The organism is Chryseobacterium sp. FR054, from assembly GCF_056844565.1.
On sequence record NZ_JBXDSA010000004.1, the window covers coordinates 79366 to 104366 of the forward strand.

At 39.5% G+C, this 25001-nt stretch carries 23 protein-coding genes; 12 read left to right on the plus strand and 11 right to left on the minus strand.

The features are described from left to right. Window positions 1–13: 13 nt before the first annotated feature. Window positions 14–679 carry a hypothetical protein gene (locus AC106S_RS16590; RefSeq protein WP_482440736.1) on the plus strand — a complete coding sequence of 222 codons (666 nt, stop codon included), beginning with the start codon at window positions 14–16 and terminating at the stop codon, window positions 677–679. 73 nt (window positions 680–752) lie between these two features. On the opposite strand, the gene AC106S_RS16595 is transcribed toward AC106S_RS16590, so the two are convergent. Genes AC106S_RS16595 through AC106S_RS16605 form a run of 3 tightly spaced genes read right to left on the minus strand, consistent with a single transcriptional unit; the run spans window position 753 to window position 5924 of the window. Then, the gene (locus AC106S_RS16595) at window positions 753–3191 is read right to left on the minus strand and encodes a TonB-dependent receptor (protein ID WP_482440737.1); all 2439 of its coding nucleotides are present in this window, start codon (window positions 3189–3191) and stop codon (window positions 753–755) included. A 20-nt stretch (window positions 3192–3211) separates the two neighbouring features. Then, the gene (locus AC106S_RS16600; protein WP_482440739.1) at window positions 3212–4693 is read right to left on the minus strand and encodes a trehalase family glycosidase; all 1482 of its coding nucleotides are present in this window, start codon (window positions 4691–4693) and stop codon (window positions 3212–3214) included. A 1-nt stretch (window position 4694) separates the two neighbouring features. Continuing rightward, window positions 4695–5924: an MFS transporter gene (locus AC106S_RS16605; RefSeq protein ID WP_482440741.1), complete on the minus strand. Its 1230-nt coding sequence runs from the start codon at window positions 5922–5924 to the stop codon at window positions 4695–4697. Window positions 5925–6047: 123 nt separating this feature from the next. Here AC106S_RS16605 and AC106S_RS16610 point away from each other — a divergent pair, with 123 nt between their 5' ends. Genes AC106S_RS16610 through AC106S_RS16620 form a run of 3 tightly spaced genes read left to right on the plus strand, consistent with a single transcriptional unit; the run spans window position 6048 to window position 8445 of the window. After that, window positions 6048–6911 (plus strand): AraC family transcriptional regulator, encoded by an 864-nt coding sequence (locus tag AC106S_RS16610; protein ID WP_482440743.1) that lies wholly within the window; start codon window positions 6048–6050, stop codon window positions 6909–6911. Window positions 6912–6963: 52 nt separating this feature from the next. After that, complete coding sequence (locus tag AC106S_RS16615) at window positions 6964–7488, plus strand: hypothetical protein (RefSeq protein WP_482440745.1); 525 nt, start codon at window positions 6964–6966, stop codon at window positions 7486–7488. A gap of 36 nt (window positions 7489–7524) precedes the next feature. After that, window positions 7525–8445: a DUF2262 domain-containing protein gene (locus AC106S_RS16620; protein WP_482440747.1), complete on the plus strand. Its 921-nt coding sequence runs from the start codon at window positions 7525–7527 to the stop codon at window positions 8443–8445. A 368-nt stretch (window positions 8446–8813) separates the two neighbouring features. Here the strand turns inward: AC106S_RS16620 and AC106S_RS16625 are convergent, their stop codons facing one another. Beyond that, window positions 8814–9368, minus strand: a complete 555-nt coding sequence (locus AC106S_RS16625) for a thioredoxin family protein (protein ID WP_482440749.1) — start codon at window positions 9366–9368, stop codon at window positions 8814–8816. Between the two features lie 155 nt (window positions 9369–9523). On the opposite strand from AC106S_RS16625, the gene AC106S_RS16630 reads away from it, so the two are divergent. The 4 genes from AC106S_RS16630 to AC106S_RS16645 all read left to right on the plus strand — a co-directional run bounded on the left by AC106S_RS16630 (window position 9524) and on the right by AC106S_RS16645 (window position 16466). Then, window positions 9524–10120, plus strand: coding sequence for a TetR/AcrR family transcriptional regulator (locus AC106S_RS16630; RefSeq protein WP_482440752.1), 597 nt, complete (start codon window positions 9524–9526; stop codon window positions 10118–10120). 358 nt (window positions 10121–10478) lie between these two features. Next, window positions 10479–11639, plus strand: coding sequence for an efflux RND transporter periplasmic adaptor subunit (locus AC106S_RS16635; protein WP_482440757.1), 1161 nt, complete (start codon window positions 10479–10481; stop codon window positions 11637–11639). 37 nt (window positions 11640–11676) lie between these two features. Continuing rightward, complete coding sequence (locus AC106S_RS16640) at window positions 11677–14859, plus strand: efflux RND transporter permease subunit (protein WP_482440761.1); 3183 nt, start codon at window positions 11677–11679, stop codon at window positions 14857–14859. A 194-nt stretch (window positions 14860–15053) separates the two neighbouring features. Continuing rightward, window positions 15054–16466 (plus strand): efflux transporter outer membrane subunit, encoded by a 1413-nt coding sequence (locus AC106S_RS16645; protein WP_482440763.1) that lies wholly within the window; start codon window positions 15054–15056, stop codon window positions 16464–16466. Window positions 16467–16513: 47 nt separating this feature from the next. Here the strand turns inward: AC106S_RS16645 and AC106S_RS16650 are convergent, their stop codons facing one another. Together AC106S_RS16650 and AC106S_RS16655 are read right to left on the minus strand one after the other, a co-directional pair. After that, a complete protein-coding gene (locus AC106S_RS16650; protein WP_482440765.1) occupies window positions 16514–17251 on the minus strand; it encodes a LytR/AlgR family response regulator transcription factor in 738 nt (245 codons plus the stop codon). A 3-nt stretch (window positions 17252–17254) separates the two neighbouring features. Further along, the gene (locus AC106S_RS16655; protein ID WP_482440767.1) at window positions 17255–18301 is read right to left on the minus strand and encodes a sensor histidine kinase; all 1047 of its coding nucleotides are present in this window, start codon (window positions 18299–18301) and stop codon (window positions 17255–17257) included. Window positions 18302–18498: 197 nt separating this feature from the next. Here AC106S_RS16655 and AC106S_RS16660 point away from each other — a divergent pair, with 197 nt between their 5' ends. After that, on the plus strand, window positions 18499–19845 hold the full coding sequence (locus tag AC106S_RS16660; protein ID WP_482440768.1) for a serine hydrolase domain-containing protein: 1347 nt from the start codon (window positions 18499–18501) through the stop codon (window positions 19843–19845). Window positions 19846–20432: 587 nt separating this feature from the next. Here AC106S_RS16660 and miaA read toward each other — a convergent pair. Continuing rightward, the gene (gene miaA, locus AC106S_RS16665) at window positions 20433–21344 is read right to left on the minus strand and encodes a tRNA (adenosine(37)-N6)-dimethylallyltransferase MiaA (RefSeq protein WP_482440769.1); all 912 of its coding nucleotides are present in this window, start codon (window positions 21342–21344) and stop codon (window positions 20433–20435) included. A 94-nt stretch (window positions 21345–21438) separates the two neighbouring features. Between miaA and AC106S_RS16670 the strand changes: the two genes are divergently transcribed. From AC106S_RS16670 to nadA, 3 genes are all read left to right on the plus strand, one after another. Further along, window positions 21439–22296: a YicC/YloC family endoribonuclease gene (locus AC106S_RS16670; RefSeq protein WP_482440771.1), complete on the plus strand. Its 858-nt coding sequence runs from the start codon at window positions 21439–21441 to the stop codon at window positions 22294–22296. 67 nt (window positions 22297–22363) lie between these two features. Beyond that, window positions 22364–22927 (plus strand): guanylate kinase, encoded by a 564-nt coding sequence (gmk, locus tag AC106S_RS16675; RefSeq protein WP_482440773.1) that lies wholly within the window; start codon window positions 22364–22366, stop codon window positions 22925–22927. A gap of 76 nt (window positions 22928–23003) precedes the next feature. After that, complete coding sequence (gene nadA / locus AC106S_RS16680) at window positions 23004–24023, plus strand: quinolinate synthase NadA (RefSeq protein WP_482440775.1); 1020 nt, start codon at window positions 23004–23006, stop codon at window positions 24021–24023. 117 nt (window positions 24024–24140) lie between these two features. Here nadA and AC106S_RS16685 read toward each other — a convergent pair whose 3' ends face one another. From AC106S_RS16685 to AC106S_RS16700, 4 genes are read right to left on the minus strand one after another with little or no spacing between them, the layout of a single operon-like run. Beyond that, window positions 24141–24341 carry a hypothetical protein gene (locus AC106S_RS16685; protein ID WP_482440776.1) on the minus strand — a complete coding sequence of 67 codons (201 nt, stop codon included), beginning with the start codon at window positions 24339–24341 and terminating at the stop codon, window positions 24141–24143. A 29-nt stretch (window positions 24342–24370) separates the two neighbouring features. Further along, entirely contained in the window at window positions 24371–24541 is a 171-nt protein-coding gene (locus AC106S_RS16690) for a bacteriocin-like protein (RefSeq protein ID WP_153395435.1), read from the minus strand. Between the two features lie 35 nt (window positions 24542–24576). Beyond that, window positions 24577–24762 (minus strand): bacteriocin-like protein, encoded by a 186-nt coding sequence (locus AC106S_RS16695; RefSeq protein ID WP_482440777.1) that lies wholly within the window; start codon window positions 24760–24762, stop codon window positions 24577–24579. Between the two features lie 24 nt (window positions 24763–24786). Continuing rightward, window positions 24787–24957, minus strand: a complete 171-nt coding sequence (locus AC106S_RS16700) for a bacteriocin-like protein (RefSeq protein WP_482440779.1) — start codon at window positions 24955–24957, stop codon at window positions 24787–24789. Between the last annotated feature and the right edge of the window lie 44 nt (window positions 24958–25001).

Consider the following 25001-nt stretch of genomic DNA (forward strand, 5'->3'; position numbering starts at 1 on the left):
GGGATAAAAAGGCTTGAATAACAAAGAAGGAGCGGATCAGATTACAGAGAAATTAAAAAACTTAAGAAAACCCGCTAAGGGAAACGTATTTAAGGAAATGGAAAATCCGATAAAAATTGGGAGTCATTATTACGATCTGAACCTCAAACATTTCTGTTTTGAACGGGAACAGTCCCTCGGTTATATCGATGATCTGCGCCTTCTGAGCCAGTTTCCTAATCTGACATCTGCCAGTTTTTCCTGCTCAAATCTCAATGATGAAGGGTTAGCTCATATATCCGATTGCTATAAAATTGAATATTTGGATGTACAGGATACTGAAATTACCAACGAGGGGATAAAACATCTGAAAAACCTGAACAATTTACAATACCTCAGATTAAAAGAAAATTCACAACTTACCAACGACTGTATTCCGGATCTGGCAGCATTGGATTTTTTATCCAACCTGCAGATTCATGAAACATCAATTAATGAAGAAGGGTTAAAAAAATTTGTTGCCCTGAAAAATTTAGAATTGTACTGCTTCCTGGAAAATATCTGCATCGACGTATGGAATAACAATTATACATTTGAAGGACTTTTAGATATCTCAAAAAAAATTCCTGACTGTGCTATTTTAGCAAAGGGTAACGGAGAATTCCTTAACGGTACATTTAATGGAAAGTGGCGCCGTTAGAAGAAAGAGTAAAAAAATAAAAACCGTCAGCACCTGGGTTCTGACGGTTTTCTGTTATAAAGAGATAGAAGTATTAAAAATCTAAGGTAATAGAAGCTCTGGCAGCAGCCCCCAGAATAGGTCTTGCCATTCTGATATTGGTTCCTGTTACCGTCTGGGATCTCGGATCTCCTTCTGTAATTCCAATGGTATTAAAGATATTGGTTCCGTCTACGGCAAAACGTATTTTTCCAAGCTGGTAAGACATTCCGGCCCCGAACTCTGTGAAAGAAGGCAGGATATTATCAGCGGTATTGCCCTCATTCTGGAAACGTTTTCCGTAATAGTTCATGCTCACATAAGCTCTCCACTCTTTGGTAATATTTACCGCCGGAGAAATGTTGAAATAGAACTTAGGCATTCTTCTTACGGTATTTCCGTCATAGTCAAATGTAGTTCCGTCCGCATTTCTTCCTGTAAAATCCTTGTATTTCGGATTCTGAATGGTTCCGTTAAAGGTCACCTCAAGGATATTGTTGAAGAGTCTTGTATATCCTTCAATCTCTACTCCCAGGTTAGTGGTATTGGCAAATTTATTTTCAGAAGTTCCGTCTGAGAATACGTCCGTGAACGAAAGATCTTTAAGTGTGGAATAGAAAGGAATTACCCCGATATCGAAAGTTCTGGAATAATATTTATAGCCTATTTCAAGCTGATTGGTGCGGACCGGCCTGATCTGATCCAGATTTCCCATATTATTATAATAAGCTTCTTCGTTCGGAGATCTGAAACCATGAGAGAAACGGGCATATACCGCATTTTCCCGGTTGATCTTATAATTCGCGGCCATAGTATAGGATACTTTGCTGAGGTCATAATACCAGTACGTATATTTATTTCCCAGAACCGCCATGTTATCATCGGCCGTTGTAGTGGCGAAGCTATGGGTTCCGTCCGTCGTAAGCCCTGAATTGTTCAGGTTGGCAGTCGTGGTATTCACACCGTATCCTTTATAAAAATCACGGCTGTAACGAATTCCCCCGTTAACACTTAAGGCATCTGTAATATTGTAATCCAAATTCAGATAAAGATCATTCAGGCTTCCCTGAATCTGTGAATCCCTTATCAGGAAAGACATATCTTTAACCCCGTTATACGTTTGGGAATACCCCGCATCTGAAGGATCAAGCGAAGGATTCACCAGGTTAAGCAGCTGAGGTCTGTCCGTAGCCGTTGTTAAAATATTGCTCCAGTTCCAGTACTGACGGGATTTCCAGTTGGATTTATAAAAACCTGCCGTTACATTTCCTTTGTCGAATTTATAATTGAACTGAAGATCATTCACAAAATTATTCATCTGTTTATCGATCGCCCAGAATCCCAGTTTCTGAATATATTCCGGATTAACGATCGCCCCATTGCTTACCAATGAATACTGATAGTTGCTCATACCCAGCCCGCCTGCATATCCGGAAGCCAGCTGAGGAGCTCCTGCAGGAAACATTCCCGTATATTCCATATTGATATTGGTGTATCTGGTCTTATTCAGCACACTGAAATTATTCCCGAGATCATATTTAAACTCAGCGCCCACTACATCCACTTTCGGATGAATTCCGTTTTCAAGGTCTCTTTTAAAGAAGCCTCCCCCTGCCTGCGGAATACTCAACTGCCCGATTGCCCGGTAGCTGTACGTTCCGTAATTGGCATCAAATCCCGGGAATTCTTTCAGCTTATCTCCGTCCTGAGTCAGAGGAATCGGAAGATAGAATGTATTTCTGTCATCCAGCTTTTTATAATATACTTTGGCATACCCTTTATCAAATACGTATTTCAGGTTCATTCGGATCTGTCCTCCGTTATTGGCCTTAAATCCTGTTTTTCTGATACCGTCATCCGATCTGTAAAACCCGCCTACATTAAAGAACAGCTTATCCTGAATCAAAGCGCCGCCTACATTCAGATCGGTACGCATCAGGCCATAGGTTCCGGTTTCCAGTTTAGCGGTTCCTCTAAAATTATTGGTTCCTTCTTTGGTAATAAAGTTGATCAGACCGCCGGGGGAATTGTTGGCATAAATAGATCCTGAGCCTCCTCTCAGTGCTTCCAGACGGCTCACCGTATTATCCACACGGAAGAAATTATCTGCATTGGCAAACTGAAGAGCTCCATCTTCAAACACCGGAAGTCCGTCTTCCTGTACCTGAACAAATTCATAAGCTCCCGCGGAAGGAATCCCTCTTGCAAAAAGGTTATTTCCGACTTCACCACCCGATGTTTCCACAGCAAACCCCGGAACTCTCTGCAGCAAAGCCGCTGCACTGATCGGGTTCTGTTTCTGGATCTCTTTGGCCGTAAACGTAGAAATTGCCGTACTGGATTCTATTTTCTTTTTCGGGCCTGAATTTCCGGTGATAACGATCTGGTCTATTGCTGAGGTTTTGATGGAATCCTGTGGAGTTTCCTGGGCATACATATTATTGAAATAAAGAGTAGCCGTAGCCGCCATTAAAAATATCGATCTTTTTTTCATAGCACATGATTTTTATAGAGTTAGTTTTGTTTTAATTTGAGATAAACCCCATTGGTCCATCCGAATCCGTCCTGATTCGGGTATTCTCCTCCTCCTGCAATCGTTTCCGTGTCTAATGCGTTGTATTTTTCCATCAGTTTTCCGGTATTGGCATACACCCGTTCTACATTCGTGCACCAATTGTTTTTAATTTCCTCTGCCAGCTGATCAAAGCCGTAATTTTTCATCGCTTTGAAGCCCAGCCACTGATAGGGAGCCCATGCATTCGGAAGGTCCCACTGCTGGCCGGATTTTTTTGTTGTAGTAACCAGACCTCCCTGGTAAAGAAATTTTTCAGCAATATTATCGGCCACGGATTCAGCCTGTGAATGGCTGGCCAGTCCCAGAAACAGAGGATAAAGAGCAGCAATATGCTCAGACGGTGTATAAGTGTGTTTTTTTAAGTGATAATCTTTGTAAAATCCGGTTTTTTCATCCCAAAAACAGGTATCGATCATCTGTCTGCGCATTGCTGCTCTGCTGTTAAAATAGTGTTCTTTTTCTTCCAGTTTCTGAAGGGCTGAAGATTTTGTCAGCGTATTTTCCAGGTGCCATAAAAGGCAGTTCAGGTCTACTTCCGCTATATTCAGCGTTTCTATGGTCTGTATATGTTCACCGTCTGCAAACCATCTGCTGGAAAAGTCCCATCCGGATTCGCAGGCGCTTCTTATATTTCTGTAAAATTCTTCATTCAGAGCAGTTTCATGGTCTTCAATATCGATCAGATAGCTTTCCGGGCGCGGTGCATTTTCTGCGTCATAATAACGGTTTAGCAAGTCTCCGTTTTTGGTTCTGGCTATTCTTTTTACCGAAGAATCATTATTCAGCCATTCTTCCCCATTCATCCAGAAGGCATATTCTTTTTCCAGAGTATCATGATACCGGGTGTATATGGTTTCATCGCCTGTTGTTTCAAAAAGCAGTTCCAGCATCAGCGAAAAATACGGAGGCTGTGAACGGCTCAGGAAATGGGTTCTGCTTGCATTCGGTACAAATCCAACATTCTGAATCAGATAAGAACAGTTTTCCACAATATTTTCCATCATCTCTGTTCTTCCTGAAACCTGCAGCCCGAGCATAATAAAATAGCTGTCCCAATAAAAGAACTCATTGAAACGGCCTCCCGGCACGATATAAGGTTTCGGAAGCTTCAGCAGCGTCCCTTTTTCTTCGTAGGCATCGCGGGTAAGTTCATCCCAAAGTTTTTCAATATGTTCTTCAATGGGAAGACGGTCTTCTCTCTGAACAGAAACTCTTGCCCCTAAAAAATCGAAATGGTTCATCACAAAATCTTTCAGGTCAAAGCCTTCAGTTCCTTTACTCTTTTCATATTCAGCATTGATCTCAGCAACCGGGAACATGGGAACTGCATCGGTCATCATTTTCTGATCTTCAAAGATCTCTGATCTCTGTACATCATCAAAAAGAGTCTGAATTTCGTTTATATAAAGCTGTTTATTCATTTTATTTCTTAGGATTTATTTTTAATTTATTCATGAAAACTGCTGAAATGATCAGCAGCGAAAGCGGAATCAGTGAAAGATAGAACGCCTGCTGTCCGCTGAATTCCTGGAAGACAAAACCGGTGATCATAGAACCTATCGTTCCCCCGACAGCCGAAAAAACAACGATCAGCCCGGACATGGCACTGTGCAGATATTTAGGAATGGATGCCAGGATCACGGAATTGATACTTGGATAGATAGGAGCCAGCAAACCTCCCATTAAAGGAAATAAATACACGGCCAGCGGAGCATTGAGCCAGTTGGTTCCGGTACTGATGTGAATATTATGGGTCAGCGGTAAAACCAGCAGGATACTGATTCCAAAACCGATCACGCAGAAAGATACCACATAGATCCAGCTGAATTTTTGGGAGAAAAAGCCTGATAAAAACCGTCCCAGAGCAAAGGCTCCCGCCAGAACAGCCCCGGCCTGGATGCTCATTGAAGTCGGCACTTTTAAAATCTCCTTATAAAAAGTAGGTGTCCAGGTCTGAAAACTCTGCTCCACCAGTACAAAAAGGAAAGCGCACAACAGGAAGAACAGGACTTTTTTATAGCTGAAAAGACTTATACTGTTCTTCAGATCTCCCCACAGATCAGTTTTCTCATCTTTCGCTTCTTTCTCATCCAGCTTTGAAAAGAACAGAAACAGAAAAGATAAAGTGGAAACCGCACCCAAAACCCAGTATACATTCAGCCAGTGGCTAGATTCCGGATTGTGATCATCGATGAATAAGCTGAAAAGAACATTTCCCATCAATACACCGACCATAAAAAAACCTTCCAGATAGCCCATAAAGCTGGAATGTTCTTTATCCGTATCCGTTACAAGGCCAATTGAGGTGAAGACCGATATTTTGATCAGGGCAAAAGAAACGCCTACCACGGCAAATAACAGTTTAAAGAACCAGAAATCATTGGAAAACGGCATTACAAAGCACATACAGCTCACCATAAAAAGGGCGGCCAGCATAGAATTTTTAATGCCTATTTTCGGCAGGAATGATGCCAGGATAAATGAACATATGGCAATCGGCAGGTCTTTGAAACCTTCCAGAACGCTTGCAGAAGATTTGGATATTCCGAAGTTCTGCTGTACCTGCAGAATTACTGTTCCCACCGAATTCAGGAGAATGGCGAAAACAAAATAATTCAGAAAAAGTACGGTTTTGATGTTGAAATTTTTCATGGAGATCATTTCTTGCCGGCTAAGATAGAAGCATTTGGGTTAACATTAATTTAACACAATAAACCAATATTTGAACTATATTAATATAATTAGTATTTTTATTGAATAATTAACATTAATGAAATGAAAGTCAGTTTTGAGAGAATCGTTCCGAGTGAAAAAAGCTCTTTCCGTACGCTTCATAACAACTCGCCGATCTGCGAGTTCAAATGGGAGTATCATTACCACCCGGAAATAGAACTCGTCTGCGTCATTTCAGGTACCGGAACCCGGCACGTCGGCTATCATAAAAGCAACTATACGAATGGGGATCTGGTCCTGATCGGCTCCAATATTCCCCATTCCGGATTCGGACTCAATTCTACGGACCCGCATGAAGAGATCGTGCTCCAGTTCAAAGAAGAAATCCTTCAGTTCCCGCCACAGGAAGTAGATGCTGTCTCTATTAAAAACCTGCTTGAACTGTCCAAATATGGCATTCATTTTCATCATAGAATAAAAAAAATAATGCTTCCGAAACTGAAAATACTGCTGGAATCGGAAGGCTATAAAAGGTATCTCCTGCTGCTTGAAATTCTTTTTGAACTTTCAAAATGTAAAGATTATGATCTGCTGAATAAAGAGATCATGCCTTATACCATCATTTCAAAAAACAAAACAAGACTAGAAAATATTTTCACTTTTGTGGAAAACAATTACGACAGGGAGATCAGAATTGAAGACGCTGCCCGGCTGGCGAATCTTACCCTTCCGGCTTTCTGTAATTTCTTCAAAAAAGCTACCCAAATCACTTTTACAGAGTTTGTAAACCAGTACCGGATCAATAAAGCCTGCCTGCTGATGGCTCAGGATATGAGTATTTCGGAATGCAGTTACCGTTGTGGCTTTAATAATGTAACCTACTTTAACCGGATGTTTAAAAAATATACTGAAAAGACACCTTCGGAATTTATAAAAAACTATTCATCCAATAAGGTCAATATATAATTTTTTTCTAATTTAAACTCCATAAAAACATCAGATAAAACTCCTTTTTCACATGATAAAAATTGAAATCTTACCCCTTGATGGAATTGTTATTGAAAATACCGGAAAACTTTCATTGGGAGAATCCGGATCAGCCATTGAAAAGCTGCTTGGTTCCCCGTCAAACGGCTCAGATAAGAACCGGTTATATTATGATGATTATGAATTCAGGGTTGATCTTGACAACAACGGAAATGCTGAGTTTATAGAATTTATCAGCGGACCTTATCCCGAAAAGACAGAAATTTCAATGTATGGAATTAATCCTTTTCAGATTGGAGCTGATCAACTTCTTGACATTCTTTCAGAAAAAAATAATGGAAAAATTGATGACAGCGAGGCTGGCTACTGTTATACTTTTTTAAATATTTCAGTGGGAGTATGGCGGCAGATCACCGTTCATGATGTGGAAGAGGATATGGCCGATATGAAAGCCAATGATGAGTATGAAGAAAACAAAGAATGGATTGAAGAAGACCTGGAAAAAGCAAAAAACTTCTGGACCATCGGGATTGGTGTAGAAAATTACTATCAATAAAGTCTTATTTAACCTCAACTATACATTACAAAAAACATGAAAAATACCTGGAATTATGATCTTATGGATCTTCTTGATGACGCAAGAACCGGCCAACCGCAGGAACTTAAAGCCTTCATCGAAAAATATTCACCTCTGGCAGCCGTGAATGAAGAGTATTCTGTATTGCTTTTGTTCCGGAACTTTCATGCTGATTTTGATGAAAATGAAATACGCGTTTTAAACTGTTATCCCGATGGGGAAAATTTCCTACCGGGCATTACAATCGTTACTTCAGATGAAGACGGAGGCTCACAAAGCAATGTTTATCTTCCCGGTCAATTTAAGTATAAAGCACTGACTATACAAAATAGAGAAGTTGAGATTGTAACTAAAGAGAAAAACATCAAAACCAATGTCACTGAACTTTTCAGAAAGCTGGATTTCTGGGGCAGCTTTACGAAAGAGCAACTTGACAATGCATTTAACAGTCTCTGTAATGAGCAGTATGAACCTCATCAAAAACCGGAAGTTGAAAATACAATGATTCACTTTCCTTCCCTGGGAGAGTTTCTCTATAATGAAAAACTTGAATGGTATGAAGGAAACCTTATGATCAACGGAATTTTCTGTGATATTTACCTTCACTATTCAACGCCTGAGCAATTTGAAAAACTGGCTGCCTTTGCAGAGCTTCAGATTCAAAAAAAATTCTACGAAGAAATGCTTTTGGCCGCTGAAACTCCAATGGTGAAACTGAAAAACGACTGCTGGATTGAGGAAGACGAAGAAACCGGAGAGGAACAGCCTGTCACTGCTGAAGATTTCAGACAGCGGGTTTCAATAGAGAGCATTGTCTTTAACGAGAATGGTTCATCTTCCATTTTCTGTAATGATGACGATCTATTCTGGGGGCACTCCATTGAGATCAGGGTTGATGAAAAAGGGAAATACAAAACGGCTAATCTGGCTGGATAAGAAGTAACCCATTTATCTTAACAGGTCCTGGGTGTTCAACGAATTTTTGAATAAACGCGAAGGCCCCCTAAGATTTTAAATCATCATGCTGCTTTTAAAGCGCGAGAAAATCTAAGATTTTCAGCAATTTTTTTCCAATCATACGGTATTAAATTTTATCGGAGATAATATCGTTGCGCCTTATACCCCATAAAGCTGGTAAAAAAACAGCGTCTTTGCGCAGCTCCAACAAAAAGATCTGCCCAATCTGCCCGATCTGCGAGCATAAAAAATCTCTTGTAGATCCGCAGATGCTTAATGCACAAAAAAAGCCGCCCTTAAAAAGAACAGCTTTATATCTTAGAGGAAGTTGAATAATTAAACTTCTGTTATTTCCATTTGATATTGCATCCCATGCTTGGTTTCTGAATTTCTTCCTGAGGTTCGCCTGCCAGAAGATTTTCAAATGCGATGATCAGATCTTCCCCTGTTACATCTTTATTATTTCCAGGTCTGGAATCATCCATCTGTCCTCTGTATATAAGATCCAGTTTGTCATCGAAGAAATAGAAATCCGGAGTACAGGCTGCATCATAAGCTTTCGCAATGGCCTGGCTTTCATCGAACAGATAAGGGAAATCAAATTTTCTTTCGATCTGGAATTCGATCATTTTTTCAGGAGCATCAGCCGGATATTTTTCGATATCATTGGCGTTGATCGCGATGAATTCTATTCCTTTATCATTATAATCTTCGTACAGTTCGTTGATTTTATCAATCACATGAAGAACAAACGGACAGTGGTTGCACATAAAGATCACCAGTGTTCCTTTTTCTCCTTTCAGTTCATCCAGAGACTGGATTTCATTGGTTTTTGAAGGGTTCGGAAGCTCAAAAAACGGAGCTTTTGTTCCTAGAGCCAGCATATTGGAGGGCGTATTCATATCCTTTATTTTCTTTGTTCACAAAGATAAAATTTCTTTTGATACAAAGCGAATCTGCTGATTTATAAACTTTAGTTAAATGTTAAAAATACAATTTCATTTGGAAGTTATATTCAAAAGTTTGTAGTTTTGCTAACACTGTTAGTAATTATATCATGGGATTGCATGAACGTCGTCAGAGAGAGAAAGAATCTATCCGTGCAAATATTTTGCAGGCGGCTTTCGGTTTGGCTAAAACTGAAGGCTGGGCTTCGCTTTCCATGCGGAAAATTGCAGATGCCATTGAATACAGTGCTCCGGTAGTATATGATTATTTTGAAAACAAGGAGGCTATTCTGTATGAAATTTCCCTGAACGGTTTTCATTTTCTTCACATAGAGCTGCTGAAAGCCCAGAGAAAGCACGATACTCCTGAAGAACAGCTTACAGCCATTGTAGATGCTTACTGGAACTTTGCTTTTAAAAACCCTGAATATTACCAGCTGATGTTTGGTCTGGGAATGCAGTGCTGCGGCAAAGGCCAGATGAAGGAAGAATTTTCTTCTTTTCAGGACCTGATCTATGAATGCACCTATAATATCATTAAAAAGAACGGCTCAAACCCTGAAAATGCCTGCCATATGTCGCATGCCTTGTTTTCTGCGGTACACGGACTGATCTCTATTATGATGATGAGGAATGCAGACATCCCGTCAACGATGAATAAAACAACTCTGGACGAAACTGTTTCGGCTTTTATTAAGTCTCTGTAAATTTTTTTTGAATTAAAAATTAACACCGTTAGGAAAAATAACATCAGATATAATCTGTAAAAAAACAATAAAAACTTAGTGCTATGAATTTCTTAACTCAAATATTTGATTTTTCTTTTTGTCAGCCAACTTAACACTGTTAGAAAAATTAACATATAGTTTACACACTTCACTATTATATAAACAACATTAAAAAAATCACTATCTGCCCTTATGGAAACAGCAACCTGACTCTCTTATCAGAAATCCTGATTTTTTTTACCCCATACAATTAACACTGTTAGGTAAAATAACATGATTTACAAAAAGAACACCATTACTTAAATCTAACACTTCATTAAAAAAATTAAACCATCAAATGAAAATACCTGGAAAAATAAGGTTCATCGTACTTATATCAAGTATTATCCTTTTACAGAACTGCACCAAAGCAGCAGAAGGTTCCAACATGGCACCCCCTGCCCCTGAACTTCCGGTTTATACCGTCATCTCCTCTCCCGCTACCACTTACCAGGAATTTCCTACTGCCCTGGAGGGGAAAAACAATGTAGAAATCCGGTCTCAGGTAGACGGATATCTGGACAGAATTTATGTGGAAGAAGGTTCTTACGTAAGAGCCGGGCAGCCGTTATTTAAAATAGATTCACGAAGCTATGGCGAGCAGGTGAATATGGCACAGGCCAATCTTCAGGCTGCCAACGCCAATATTGAAAAAGCAAGAGTTGAAGTAGACAGACTTCAGCCGTTAGTAGCCGCGAAAGTTGTTTCTGATGTTCAGCTTAAAACAGCAAAAGCCAATTATGCCGCTGCCGTTGCTGCTGCCTCTCAGGCCAAAGCTTCTGTGGGAAGCGCAAGGATCAATGTAGGATTTACCACCATCACTGCTCCGGTAAGCGGATATATCGGAAGAATTCCCTATAAAAAAGGAAGTCTGATCTCCAGAACAGATCCCAATCCTTTGACCTTACTTTCGGACATCAGCGAAATTTATGCTTACTTCTCTTTAAGCGAACTGGATTTCATTGCTTTTCAGAACAAATATCCGGGAGCCTCTCTTGAAGAAAAACTGAAAAATATGCCGATGGTAGAACTGGTGATCGCAGACAACAGCATCTATCCCGAAAAAGGAAAAATGAGTATTGTGGACGGCCAGTTCGATAAAACGACAGGAGCCATCAGTGTACGCGCAGTTTTCCCTAATGCCAACGGAACTTTAAGAACCGGAAATACCGGAAGAGTACGCATGCCTCAGCTGATTTCCAACGCGGTAATCATTCCGCAGGAATCTACTTTTGAAATTCAGGACAAAACGTATGTATATGTTTTAGGTAAAGATAAAAAAGTCACCAGCAAACCGATAAAGATCTCTGGTAAGACTGAAAGCTATTACTTTATCTCTGAAGGGCTTACTCCGGGAGAAAAGATCGTCTACACAGGAATCGGGAATTTAAAAGACGGGGCTTCAATCCATCCGAAACCGATCTCGTCCGACAGTTTGCTGAAAGCAAAACCTTTGTAATCTGTTTCCACAGAAGACTTAAAAAAATAAACTTCTTATGTTAAAACAATTTATAGAAAGACCGGTCCTTTCAACGGTCATCTCCATTATACTCTTATTATTGGGAGCCTTGTCTCTCTTTAATCTGCCTATTGCCCTCTTTCCGGATATTGCACCGCCAAGTGTTCAGGTAACGGCTTTTTATCCGGGAGCTAATGCTGAGGTTGTTGCCCGTTCGGTAGCAACACCAATCGAGGAAGCCGTAAACGGGGTGGAAAACATGACCTACATGACCTCCAACTCCAGTAACGACGGAACGATGACCCTCAGTGTATTTTTCAAGCAGGGAGCGGATCCTGACAACGCTGCCGTGAACGTGCAGAACCGTGTTTCCAAAGCTATGAGCCAGCTTCCCCAGGAGGTAGTCCAGGCCGGAATCTCTACACAGAAGGTTCAGAACAGTATGATCATGTTTATGGGGCTCACCAGCGAAGATGCTAAACAGTACGATGAACTTTTCCTGCAAAACTATCTGAAGATCAATGTTATTCCACAGATACAGCGTATTCCGGGGGTAGCACAGGCACAGGTTTTCGGAACCAGGGATTATTCCATGAGAATCTGGCTGAAGCCGGACAGACTGGCGGCCAACAGCCTTTCTCCACAGGAAGTTCTTGCAGCCATTAAAGATCATAACCTTGAAGCAGCCCCGGGACGTCTTGGCCAGGGAAGTAAGGAAACCTATGAATATATCCTTAAATATAAAGGTAAACTGAATAAGGATGAAGACTATGAAAATATTGCCATCAAAGCCAATAATGACGGATCATTCTTAAGATTAAAAGATGTAGCCAGAGTAGAATTCGGTTCCTATACTTACACCGCAACCAACAGGGTGGATGGGAAGCCGGTAGCAGGATTCGCTATTCTCCAGACTGCCGGTTCCAACGCCAACGAGATCCTGACGGAAATTGAAAAGCAGGTAAAGGTAATGGAAACTACATTGCCAAAAGGAGTGAAACCTATTATTATGTATAATTCCAAAGACTTCCTGGATGCTTCTATTCATCAGGTGGTGGAAACGCTTGTGATTGCCTTCATTCTGGTATTTATCGTAGTCTATATTTTCCTTCAGGATTTCAGATCTACACTAATTCCGGCTATTGCAGTACCGGTTGCCATTATCGGAACCTTCTTTTTCCTGCAGCTGTTCGGGTTCAGTATTAATATGCTTACCCTGTTTGCATTGGTTCTGGCCATCGGTATTGTAGTGGATGATGCGATTGTTGTGGTGGAAGCAGTCCACTCCAAAATGGAACAGACGGGAATGCCCGTAGAGAATGCCACCATGAATTCGATGAGTGAAATTTCCGGGGCTATTATTTCCATTACCCTGGTGATGTGTGCCGTATTTATTCCGGTAGGCTTTATGCAGGGTCCGGCAGGAGTTTTCTACCGGCAGTTTGCATTCACCCTGGCTATTGCGATTCTGATCTCTGCGATTAATGCATTGACGCTGAGTCCGGCTTTATGTGCCATTTTCTTAAATGATCCTCAGGGAGAGCATGGTGAGCACGGTCATAAAAAAGGTTTTGGAGCCAGATTTTTCAACGCATTTAATGCGAGCTTCAATACAATGACCCGGAAATACATTTACAGCGTTAAATTTCTGATCAAAAATAAATGGATGGCCGTAGGCGGGCTCGTTCTTATTACGGCAATCAGTGTTTTTCTGATTAAAAAAGCACCTTCAGGATTTATTCCTACCGAGGACCAGGGATTTGTTCTGTATGCGGTGAATACTCCTCCGGGAAGTTCACTGGAAAGAACCAGCAGAGCTACTGAGCAGATCGACAAAATCATTAACGGTGAAAAAGCCACCAATCACCTCTGGGTAGCAGACGGAATGAATTTCATCAGCAATGCCAACGCTTCTCCCTATTCTGCCGGCTTTATCAAGCTTAAAGATTATGATAAACGTGGTGATATGAAAGACCCTGACCAGATTGCTGCGACACTTACAGGAAAGGTAAGCCAGGTGAAGGATGCCAATGCTTTCTTCTTCAACTTCCCTACTGTGCAGGGGTTTGGTAACGTTTCCGGTTTCGAGTTCATGCTTCAGGATAAAACCAACAGTTCTTTTGAAAAGCTGGGAACCACCACCCAGGCATTTATCGGAGAACTGATGAAACGTCCGGAAATTGCATTTGCCTTTACCACGTATGCCGCCGGAAATCCACAGTACACCATTGAGGTGGATTCTGATAAAGCCAACCAGCTGGGCGTTTCAGTCACTGAGCTGATGCAGACGATGCAGATCTACTACGGAAGCAGCTTTGTTTCGGATTTCAACAGATTCGGAAAATATTACAGGGTTATGGCACAGGCGGATATTCCTTACCGAACCGATATTAATTCCCTGGAAGGAATTTATGTGAAAAATAAATCGGGAGAAATGGTTCCCGCTAAAACGCTGGTTACTTTAAAAAGATCTTTCGGACCTGAAACGGTGACAAGAAACAACCTTTTCAACGCAGTAACGATCAACGGAACCCCTAAACCGGGTTACAGTACCGGAGATGCCATCAAAGCTGTGGAGGAAGTAGCACAGCAGTCTCTTCCGAGAGGTTACGGCTACGAATGGACCGGAATTACCCGTGAAGAGATCAAGACAGGCGGACAAACTGTATTCATTTTCCTTTTAAGTATTCTGTTTGTTTACTTCCTGCTGGCAGCACAATACGAAAGTTATATTCTTCCGTTTGCCATTATCCTTACCATTCCGACAGGAATCTTCGGGGTATTTGCCTTCACAGGACTGGCTGGGATTGATAATAATATTTATGTACAGGTAGGACTGATCATGTTGGTCGGATTACTGGCTAAAAATGCCATCCTGATTGTAGAATTTGCCGTGCAGAGAAGAAAAGCAGGTAAATCGCTGATAGAATCGGCACTTCAGGCTTCAAGATTACGTCTGAGACCGATCCTGATGACCTCTTTTGCCTTTATCGTGGGAATGCTTCCTTTAGTATGGACGCAGGGTGCTTCTGCAAAAGGAAATCATTCTATCGGGTACAGTACCGTTGGAGGAATGCTGACTGGAGTGATATTCGGGATCTTCATTATCCCGGTAATGTACGTGATCTTCCAGTATCTGCATGAAAAAATGCCGAGCAGAAAGAAGAAAAGGCTCCAGAAAAAGTTACAGCAGGAACAGGCTTTAACAGCTGCTCATTAAAATTAACTACCAATTCTGGAGAGAAAGAACAATGAAAGGTTTAACATTTCAATAGTTTTTAAGTAAAAAAATCTGTGTCATCTGCAAAATCAGCGAGAGATTATTTTTTTAAGAATATGAAAAATCTCCAGCTAAACAATAAGATAGTTTCTCTCCAAAGTTTGTATTCAATTAAAGTTTATTAAACAACAACTATGAAACGAATAAAGAATATTTTTCTGACTTTTATATTGGCTGTGGCCTCGGTTTCGTGTGTGTCTAAACTGGCATACGCGGAGCCGGACCTCCGGCTTCCGGAAAAATTCCAGTACACGGCTACTGCAGATACAGCCAGTATCGCCAATCTGGAATGGAAACAGTTTTTCAGTGATCCTATGTTACAGGAACTCATTGAAAAAGGAATAAAAAATAATTATGATCTTCAGATCGCTTTAAAACAGGTTGCGGCATCTCAGGAAAAGCTTAAACAGGCCAAATATCTGCAATATCCGGATGTTGGTTTCGGAGTTTCGGGACAGATTTCGAAACCTTCCAAGAACAGCATGAACGGGCAGAGCCTTAATCTGTTTTTAGGACAAAGCCATGTGGAAGATTACAATGCGGCCTTCAATCTCTCATGGGAAGCTGATATCTGGGGGAAAATCAAAAATCAGCAGGAGGTTTCAAGAATGCAGTATCTGCATACGTATGAAGGATCAAAAGCGGTACAGACCCAGGTAGTCGCAGCCATTGCCCAGGGATATTATAACCTGTTGATGCTTGACCGTCAGCTGCAGATCGCAAAATCCAATCTGGAATTAAGTTCAAGTACATTGAGTATTACGCAGAAAATGTGGGAAAGCGGCGACACCACTTCTTTAGGAGTACAGCAGGCAACTGCTCAGAAACAGTCTACCGAGCTTCTGATCACCCAGCTGGAACAGAATATTGCGATTCAGGAAAATGCACTGAGCATTCTTGTAGGTGAACTTCCCGACAAGATCAGCAGAACGATTGAAATGTCGGATACTTCACTTCCACAAAATATTTCGGCAGGATTACCCGCAGCTATGGTAAGCCGCAGACCTGATGTACGTCAGCAGGAACTGGTACTGTTGGAATCCAATGCTATTGTGGGAATTGCCCAGGCTAATATGTATCCTTCTCTGAAAATTACAGCAAACGGAGGAGTGAATTCTTTCAAGTTTGACAATTGGTTTCAGATTCCGGCTTCCTTATTCGGATCTGTACTGGGAGGAATCACCCAGCCTATTTTCCAGAAAAGGCAGCTGAAAACAGATCTTGAAGTGGCCAAAATACAGAGAGAAAAAAATGTACTGGCTTTCCGTCAGTCCGTTTTGAATGCGATGGGAGAAGTGTCTGATGCACTGGTTTCCAACGAAAGTTTAAAAGTTCAGGAACAAAAGGCTACCGAACAGTCAGCAACATTGAAAGACGGCATCAAAAGTGCCCAGATGCTGTATAAAGGAGGAATGGCCAATTATCTTGAAGTGATAACAGCCCAGGGAAATTCTCTTCAGGCCGAACTGAATCTGGCTTCTGTAAAAAGACAGCGTTTAAGCAGTATTGTAGACCTTTACAGAGCGTTAGGCGGCGGCTGGAAGTAGTAAATTTTAATTATATTGTTTGGAGTGCGGTCTTTCGGGACCGCATTTTATTTATGGGTCTGCCATATCTTTAATTTTTCATATACCTGATCACGATAGCTTAATCCAATAGGAATATTCTTTTTATTGATCAATGAAATGACATGCTGCTCCAGATAACTGATTTTATTCAGATTGACAAAAAATGATTTGTGTACCCTGCAAATATAATTCAGGTGCTTTAAGCTTTCTTCAGTGGAGCTCAGTGTTCCGTGAATCATCACTTTATCGTTTTCAGTATACAGGCAGATATAGTTTCCCATCCCTTCAATATAAATAAGTTCTTTAGGATCAATCTTCACCAGTCGCTTATCACTTTTCACATAAAAACAATCATTATTTTCATTTTGTTCCCTTGTCACAGGAACAATTTTTTGTCTCGCTTCCAGAATTTGAGTTGCTTTCTGTACGCTTTTAGAAAAGCGGTCTAAGGAAATCGGTTTTAACAAATAATCTACTGCATTGTGATCGAAAGCTTCCAGCGCATATTGGCTGTACGCCGTGGTATAAATAATGGCAGGAGGATGATTAAACATGGTAACAAAATCATTTCCGTTGATCTCAGGCATTTTAATATCCAGAAAAATCAGATCGATATTTTTGTCTCTGTTCAAAAAAGCAATCAGTTCAAAAACATTATTACAGATTCCTTCCAGCCGCAGCACATCAAACTTTGAAATATGGTGTACCAAAACCTCCTGCGCCAGTTTTTCATCATCTACGATCAGGCATCTTATGCTGTCCATTTTTTATAATTTTATTTCAAGGGTAACGTTAAAAATATCTTTATGCTTTTTTATTTCTAACCGATGATTTGCAGGGTATAGTAATTCCAGACGTTTGCGGATGTTTTCAATACCAATTCCCCCGGTTTCTTTCTTCTGCAGTTCTTTGAAATTATTCTCACAGACAAATATAAGGCTATTATGACTGCATGTTAATACAGCTTTGATATAAGAAGCTTCAACCGTTGAATCAATGCCGTGTTTGAAAGCATTTTCTATCAGAGGCAATAAAAGCATAGGCGCAATTTTAACGGGTTCTTTTACCGAATGCCGGAAAGAAATGCTTGCGTTTTCAGACATTCTTAACTTTTCTATATCCATATACATATTCAGGATATGGATTTCGTGGCTTATGGCAATTTCTTTTTCCTGTGTTTCATATAGAGAATATCGTAAAATATCAGATATTTTTAAAATAACATCCGGGGTTTCTTCAGATTTTTTAAGAGATAAAGCATACAGACTGTTAAGCACATTAAAAAGGTAGTGAGGGCTTATCTGTGATTTTAACAGACTAAGTTCTGCTATTTTTTGCTGAGTTTCCGCCTGTTCTTCTTTTTTAATTTTTAATAAAAAGGTCTGTATAGAATAACCTGTTGCCATCATAAGCATCACAATACCAATTCCCGGAAAAACATCAAAATAATACTGATATTTTTCTACTGCTTCAGGAGCCGAAGCAGTAGCTGCGACAGGCGTAAAATCAACAAGTCCGGAAGTATTAAAATGATCATACAGATACTTTAGATATTGCCCCAGTATAATGACGGAACCCCCAAAAAGTATAATAACAGCGGTTAAGTATTTTCTTACATTTCTGTTGAGGTTCAGCTTAGGGATAAGCCAGAAGTTATTGATGTACGCAGGTACAAAAAGGAGTATATTATACAGAAAAATATAACTTAAAGGGTAATTTTTATGATTATTGTTTGCCGAAACAAATAAGATTAAAACTATAAATACTGTGTTTAGCAGCAACCTGAGAAACTGATCCCCTTTTAATATCTTCATTATCTCTTTTTATAAAACTTTAAATTTAAATATTTTTAATAGCGGTCTGGATATTTTTTACGCCACCATATGTTTTTTATGGACAAACCCTGTCATTTTAAACATCAAAACTGTACGTCACGATTTTAGTCTCATTGGTCAAAAAACTGTTGAAATAAATCAGGAATGTTATTTTATTTGCTTCAGAATAATTAACAATGAAAAAAATATATCTGGTATTTATTTTGATTTTTTTTGGAATCCTGTCAGCACAAAATCCCGATTACAAAAAATCAATTGACAGTTTGCTGAATTACCTGCAGGAAAAAAATGCTTTTTCAGGAAGTGTTTTACTTCAAAAAGACGGAAAAACGATCTACACCGGAAATTTCAACAGATTCCCAAACAGTTCCAAGGAATACAGGATTGGTTCGGTGACTAAAATTTTCACAGCAATTATTACATTTCAATTAATAGAAGAAGGAAAACTTTCTTTAAATTCCAAGCTTAATCAATATTTTCCGGACATTAAAAATTCGGAAAAAATCACCATCGGAAATATGCTCAACCATACCAGCGGAATTTACGATTATCTGCAGTGGGAAGATTATTACAGCAAAAAAAGCAATGTTTTTTCAAAGGATGAAATACTGAAACTTATTAATCTCGGTAAAGCCGGTTTCAAACCGGGGGAAGACAGTTCTTACAGCAATTCCAATTATGTATTGTTGGGTTATATTATTGAAAACTTAACAGGAAAATCTTTTGAAGAGAATTTAAAGCAAAGAATTATCAATCAATTGGATTTGAAAAACACCTATTATGAAACTTCAGAAAGCGAATATGGCAAAAGGAATATTTCATATCTGTACGATGGAGAAAAATGGTTAAAAGAAACCGATACCCATCCCAGCTTTACGCTTTCAGCAGGTGCGGTTGTTTCCACCACTGAAGATATTACCCGTCTCATGGATGCCCTTTTCAATGGAAAGCTGGTTTCCAAAAATTCTCTTGCCCAAATGGAAACCGCCAATACTAAGGCATTCGGGTATGGATTACAAGTTGCTCCGTTCTATAAAAAAACAGGCTATGGGCATACAGGCAGAATAGATGAGTTCCATTCAATTGTAAGCTATTTTCCCGATGATCAACTCTCAATGGTTATTTTATCTAATGGAAATATGGTAAAGCTCAATACAATTGCCATCGGAATACTTTCCAAATATTATAGAAAAAAATATATTTACCCTGATTTTTCCAGATATGAAAGCAAAATTTTACCATCTGCCGATAAGTTTGCAGGTGTTTATAATGCAAAATTGGCCGGAGTAATCACCGTTGCTAAATTTCAGATTTCAAAAGCCGGAAAAAATCATTTATTCTTAAGTATGTATAATAACGGAAAGGAAGGAGAAAAAAGATTGTTAATCCCCAAAAATGAAAATATTTTTTATTCTCCTGAAAATGATGCAGAATTTAATTTTACATTCAATAAAAAAGGAAACGTAACCGGGGCTAAACTAACGCAGGGCAAACAATCCATTAATTGTAAAAAGACGATGTAGAATTTGAGATTTGGGATTTGAGATTTGGGATTTGAGATTTGAGATTTGAGATATGAAGTTTTACTATTTAACCTGAATTCGGATTAAGGAGTTTAAGTATAAAAGCTGGAAGAAAGAGAGTGAAAATTATTTCCAGAGCCTGTTAAAATATTTTCACATATTTGATTATCAGCTTTTTAATTAACAAAACTCAACAAATCATGTTTGATTTTTTTACTAAGAAATAATGTGAATTTTATATTTTTTTCAAGTCTACAAAAAAGATTCACGTAAAGTTTATGGATAATTCCGCTTTATTTTAAGTGGCCAAAGTGATGCGACTTCGTTGCTGAAGCGGTATGCTTATCCATACGCTTCTTCGAATCAGCTTCGTTGATTTCCAGCCTTTGCTCCCTTAAAATCAGTATTGCCTATACATGAACTTTTGCGTGGAAAGCATGTCATTAGTACATTGTCTTTTTAACCAAAAAAAACATAAAGAATCTAATTCAGATAAAGATTTATAACCTTCCGGTTTCTCTCTTCAGCTTCAAGCCTTATCCTGATCCATTTATTAACGAAAAGTTATTGTATCAAAATAAAACCCTTTACATTATTCTTTTAGTAATATATTCAATTAATTCATCAAAGTCCTTCTGCGAATATCCCAATTGTAAATAATGAATATCATCCGCTTTTCTGTACCATGTCAATTGACGTTTGGCATATCTCCGGCTGTTCTTTTTAATCTCCGAAATAGCAAAATCAAGGTCCCACTCGCCGTCAAAATATTTAAAAAGTTCTGAATAGCCTACTGTATTTAAAGCTGTTAAATGTTTAAATTTTTCAAGACCTTCCGCTTCCGCCAGGAGACCTTTCTCCATCATAAGGTCTACCCTTCTGTTAATTCTGTCGTATAATTCTTCTCTCGGAGCTTCAATCCCTATGCGGATCACATTAAAATCCCTTGAATCCTGTGAAACAGCAATTTGTTCGGAATACTTTTTACCTGTCTGCCAAATAACGTCAATAGCCCGTAAAAGCCTTCTGTGATTATGAAAATCCACAACAGCAAAATATTCAGGATCGAGTTCTTTTAAAATCTCCTGAAGCTTTTCTATGCCATCATTTTCAAAAATTTCCTGAAGTTTTTTCTGATTGTCTTCATCCGCTTCCGGCAGATCGTTCAGTCCTTCAATCACTGCTTTTTCATACATCATGCTTCCCCCGACAAGGATAACGGTGTCGTGATCTTCAAAAAGCTGGTTGAGTTTTTTCAGTGCATCTTCTTCGTACTGCCCGATAGAATAATATTCCTGTACAGAAAGATTACCGATGAAGTGATGAGGTGCTTCCGCCAGTTCCTCTTCTGAAGGAGATGCGGTCCCGATTTTCATTTCTTTAAAAAACTGTCTGGAATCACAGGAAATTATCTCTGTACGGAAATGTTTTGCCAGATCAATGGCCAGTTTCGTTTTGCCGATTCCGGTAGGTCCTACGACAGAAATTAAGTTTTTCATCAGTTCAGGTTCATTATTTTATCGGTCAGATGGAGTCTTTACAGATTTCACAGTGCTAATTTAAATGTTTATCTTTGTACAACAATAAAAAACTATGATTTTATCAATGACCGGATTCGGCAGGGCCGAAGATGTTTTTGAAGGAAAAAAGATTACAATAGATATTAAATCACTGAACAGCAAAAGTTTTGATTTGAATATCAAAGTTCCTTTACGCTATAAAGAAAAAGAATTCGATATCAGAAAAATTCTGAACGACAGAATTATCCGCGGAAAGGTAGACTGCTACATCAACCTGGAAAACCTTGAAGAGTCGAATGACGTGAAGATCAATAAAAGTTTAATTGATTCTTATATCAATGAGCTGCGCAACATTGCTTCAGACGGTCCTGATTTTGAATACCTGAAAATGGCGGTAAGGCTTCCCGACGCTATTACTTCCAGACCTGATGAACTTACGGAAGGTGAATGGGAAGCTCTGGCAAAGATCGTGAATGCTGCTGTTGACCGTTTCGAAGAGTTCAGAAGAACGGAAGGTAAAATCCTGCATGAAGAACTGGAAAGAAATGTTCAGAATATTGATCAATATCTTTCTCAGGTTATTCCTTTTGAAGAAGAAAGAATTGTAAGCGTAAGAGAACGTTATCAGAAAACATTAAAAGAGTTTGAAAATGTTGATGAGACACGTTTCTACCAGGAAATGGCTTATTTCACCGAAAAACTTGATATTTCTGAAGAAAAGGTAAGACTTGCCCAGCATCTGAAATATTACAAGGAAGTAATGGATAACGAAGATTTCAACGGAAAGAAGCTTGGTTTTATTTCTCAGGAAATCGGAAGAGAAATCAATACGCTGGGTTCAAAAGCCAACCATGCGGAAATCCAGAAGCTGGTGGTGAAAATGAAGGATGACCTGGAAAAAATCAAAGAACAGACGTTAAACGTATTATAGACAACAGGCCAGGAAACGTGAGATTTCAGTCTTTTGTTTCCGGTCTGAAAATCTTTACAAATAATAAATGGATAAAGTAATCATATTTTCAGCCCCTTCGGGAAGCGGAAAAACTACACTGGTAAAACATTCCCTGGAAACCTTTCCGGAACTGGAATTTTCAATTTCATGCACTACACGGCAGCCGAGAGGCAGCGAAGTACATGCTGTGGACTATCATTTTTTAAGTCCTGATGAATTCAGACAGAAAATTTCAGAAGATGCTTTTGTAGAATATGAAGAAGTGTATACTGATAAATATTACGGTACTTTAAAATCTGAAGTGGAAAAAATCTGGAAGCAGGGAAAAGTGGTTATCTTTGATGTAGATGTAAAAGGAGGAATTTCTCTGAAAAAATATTTCGGAGACAAAGCCCTGTCGATCTTCATTGAACCGCCTTCCATTGAAGAACTGGAACGGAGATTGATTTCCAGAAACACAGATGATGCAGAAACCATCAAAATCCGTGTAGCTAAGGCGGAAGAAGAAATGGCCTATGCCGCAGAGTTCGACAGGATCGTCGTTAATACCGATCTTGATGAAGCAAAAAAAGAAATAGAAAGTTTAATAAAAAATTTTATCGGAAATTAAAAACCGAACTTCAGATAAACTTAACTTCTGATATATTGGATTTATAATTTCTGTAATTAACAAAATTGAGGCTGATATGAGTACCGAAACATTAGAAAAAGCCAAAGCAGCTATTCCTGTAAGGGGATATCTGGATATTAAAGATATCATGATCCCTGAGGGGGAAGAACTGGTAAAAGCCATTCTGAAACTGAAGGAGGAAAAAAATGCGGTGATCCTCGCCCATTACTACCAGCCGGGAGAGATTCAGGATATTGCCGATTTCCTCGGAGATTCTTTACAGCTGGCAAGACAGGCCAAAGACACCAACGCTGATATGATCGTATTCTGCGGAGTACATTTCATGGCGGAAGCAGCTAAAATCTTAAATCCGACGAAAAAAGTCGTTCTTCCCGATACAATGGCTGGATGCTCACTGGCAGACGGATGCTCGGGTGAAGGATTAAGAAAAATGCGTGAACAGCACCCGAATGCTCTGGTGGCAACCTACATCAACTGTAATGCGGAAACCAAAGCAGAAAGTGATATTATCGTGACCAGCTCCAATGCGGAAACAGTAATTGAAGCCCTTCCGAAAGACAGACCGATCATCTTTGCTCCGGATAAAAACCTGGGAAGATATTTATCCCAGAAAACAGGCCGTGATATGATCCTTTGGGACGGAAGCTGCATCGTTCACGAAGCATTTTCTATGGAAAGAATTGCGAAGCAGCTAGCTGATCATCCGGATGCCAAACTTATTGCACACCCGGAAAGTGAAGAAGCTGTTTTAAAGCTGGCCCATTTTATCGGCTCAACCTCCGCCCTGCTGAACTATGTGGAAAAAGATGACTGCCAGAAATTCATTATCGCAACGGAAGAAGGAATTCTTCACGAAATGAGAAAGCGCGCTCCCCACAAAGAACTGATCCCTGCATTGGTTTTTGACGAAAGCTGCAACTGTTCAGAATGCTTCTACATGAAAAGAAACACTATGGAAAAGCTGTATCTGTGTATGAAGTATGAACTTCCGGAAATTCTTATCGATGAAGAATTAAGATTAAAGGCATTAAAGCCTATCGAGGCCATGCTGGATCTTTCAAAAAGTATAAAATAAATAAAAAAGCACTGCGAAAAACAGTGCTTTTTTCAATTTCTAAAAAGATAACCTGCCATAAATACAGGTCAACAAAATAGTTTAAATATCGTCAGTATGTTATGTTTACCATTCTGTTTAAGAAATAACCGGACCTACACAGGCAGGCATTAATAAATACTGCACTTTACAGCAGTCAGACAACACAAAATACTGCTGGCAGGTACGGGATGCTCCTGATCCGACAGGCCCAAAAGTTGTTCCCGGAGGATACGGACATCCACCCGGACATCCTGAGCCATTCATATTTTTTAACTGTGACCTTGATAATTTTTTCATAATAATTTGTTTTAGGTTCATATGATTTGTTACACCATCGGAGGATAGCAGGTTCCGCCAGGTTTTCTCCAGCATCCCCACGCTCCGCCGCCACGAAAGCAGACATACGCCGCCCCTCCACAAGTCTCAATCTGGAATTCAGTAAAACCACCACTGATCTTACTTTTCTCTTCTCTTGAAAGTTTCTTAAGGTTTTTCATAATCCATTTATTTTGTTGTGTTTTTTTAAGTCTCATTACAGCCCTCCCCCTTCTATCGGATATTCAAAGAGACTGCAGTCCACTCCCACAGGAAAACATGCTTTTTTCTTTTCACACCAATAGCGGTTCTTTCCACAGTAGATTTGTACAGGACCATCAATTCCGGCTGATCCTTTTACATTCTTTAAATCCTGTCTTGATAATTTTTTCAAATTTTTCATGTTGCTTAATTTTTTAAATTGACCTTATATTTCATCAGGGATTTTACCGCAAAATATTCCTTTAGGAATACATTTACGGTGATATTCACACCAGTAATGGGTGTAGATACATACACACGGAAACGGTCCGCAGTTCATATCTGCTCCCGTAACAGTCTTTAACTGATCTCTTGAAAGCTTTTTAAAATTTTTCATAATAATTTGAATTGATTTGTTGAGTTCTTTGTTACACAAAAATG

What these genes read in the sequence shown, in the direction of transcription:
- miaA (WP_482440769.1), bottom strand. Translation starts at nt 21,344, where the DNA reads ATGAAAAACTTAATTTCTGTCGTAGGACCTACCGGAATCGGCAAAACG.
- AC106S_RS16610 (WP_482440743.1), top strand. Translation starts at nt 6,048, where the DNA reads ATGAAAGTCAGTTTTGAGAGAATCGTTCCGAGTGAAAAAAGCTCTTTC.
- AC106S_RS16650 (WP_482440765.1), bottom strand. Translation starts at nt 17,251, where the DNA reads ATGGACAGCATAAGATGCCTGATCGTAGATGATGAAAAACTGGCGCAG.
- nadA (WP_482440775.1), top strand. Translation starts at nt 23,004, where the DNA reads ATGAGTACCGAAACATTAGAAAAAGCCAAAGCAGCTATTCCTGTAAGG.
- AC106S_RS16700 (WP_482440779.1), bottom strand. Translation starts at nt 24,957, where the DNA reads ATGAAAAATTTTAAAAAGCTTTCAAGAGATCAGTTAAAGACTGTTACG.
- AC106S_RS16615 (WP_482440745.1), top strand. Translation starts at nt 6,964, where the DNA reads ATGATAAAAATTGAAATCTTACCCCTTGATGGAATTGTTATTGAAAAT.
- AC106S_RS16690 (WP_153395435.1), bottom strand. Translation starts at nt 24,541, where the DNA reads ATGAAAAACCTTAAGAAACTTTCAAGAGAAGAGAAAAGTAAGATCAGT.
- AC106S_RS16635 (WP_482440757.1), top strand. Translation starts at nt 10,479, where the DNA reads ATGAAAATACCTGGAAAAATAAGGTTCATCGTACTTATATCAAGTATT.
- AC106S_RS16695 (WP_482440777.1), bottom strand. Translation starts at nt 24,762, where the DNA reads ATGAAAAATTTGAAAAAATTATCAAGACAGGATTTAAAGAATGTAAAA.
- AC106S_RS16625 (WP_482440749.1), bottom strand. Translation starts at nt 9,368, where the DNA reads ATGAATACGCCCTCCAATATGCTGGCTCTAGGAACAAAAGCTCCGTTT.
- AC106S_RS16630 (WP_482440752.1), top strand. Translation starts at nt 9,524, where the DNA reads ATGGGATTGCATGAACGTCGTCAGAGAGAGAAAGAATCTATCCGTGCA.
- AC106S_RS16660 (WP_482440768.1), top strand. Translation starts at nt 18,499, where the DNA reads ATGAAAAAAATATATCTGGTATTTATTTTGATTTTTTTTGGAATCCTG.
- AC106S_RS16605 (WP_482440741.1), bottom strand. Translation starts at nt 5,924, where the DNA reads ATGAAAAATTTCAACATCAAAACCGTACTTTTTCTGAATTATTTTGTT.
- AC106S_RS16600 (WP_482440739.1), bottom strand. Translation starts at nt 4,693, where the DNA reads ATGAATAAACAGCTTTATATAAACGAAATTCAGACTCTTTTTGATGAT.
- AC106S_RS16640 (WP_482440761.1), top strand. Translation starts at nt 11,677, where the DNA reads ATGTTAAAACAATTTATAGAAAGACCGGTCCTTTCAACGGTCATCTCC.
- AC106S_RS16685 (WP_482440776.1), bottom strand. Translation starts at nt 24,341, where the DNA reads ATGAAAAAATTATCAAGGTCACAGTTAAAAAATATGAATGGCTCAGGA.
- AC106S_RS16595 (WP_482440737.1), bottom strand. Translation starts at nt 3,191, where the DNA reads ATGAAAAAAAGATCGATATTTTTAATGGCGGCTACGGCTACTCTTTAT.
- AC106S_RS16655 (WP_482440767.1), bottom strand. Translation starts at nt 18,301, where the DNA reads ATGAAGATATTAAAAGGGGATCAGTTTCTCAGGTTGCTGCTAAACACA.
- AC106S_RS16620 (WP_482440747.1), top strand. Translation starts at nt 7,525, where the DNA reads ATGAAAAATACCTGGAATTATGATCTTATGGATCTTCTTGATGACGCA.
- AC106S_RS16670 (WP_482440771.1), top strand. Translation starts at nt 21,439, where the DNA reads ATGATTTTATCAATGACCGGATTCGGCAGGGCCGAAGATGTTTTTGAA.
- gmk (WP_482440773.1), top strand. Translation starts at nt 22,364, where the DNA reads ATGGATAAAGTAATCATATTTTCAGCCCCTTCGGGAAGCGGAAAAACT.
- AC106S_RS16645 (WP_482440763.1), top strand. Translation starts at nt 15,054, where the DNA reads ATGAAACGAATAAAGAATATTTTTCTGACTTTTATATTGGCTGTGGCC.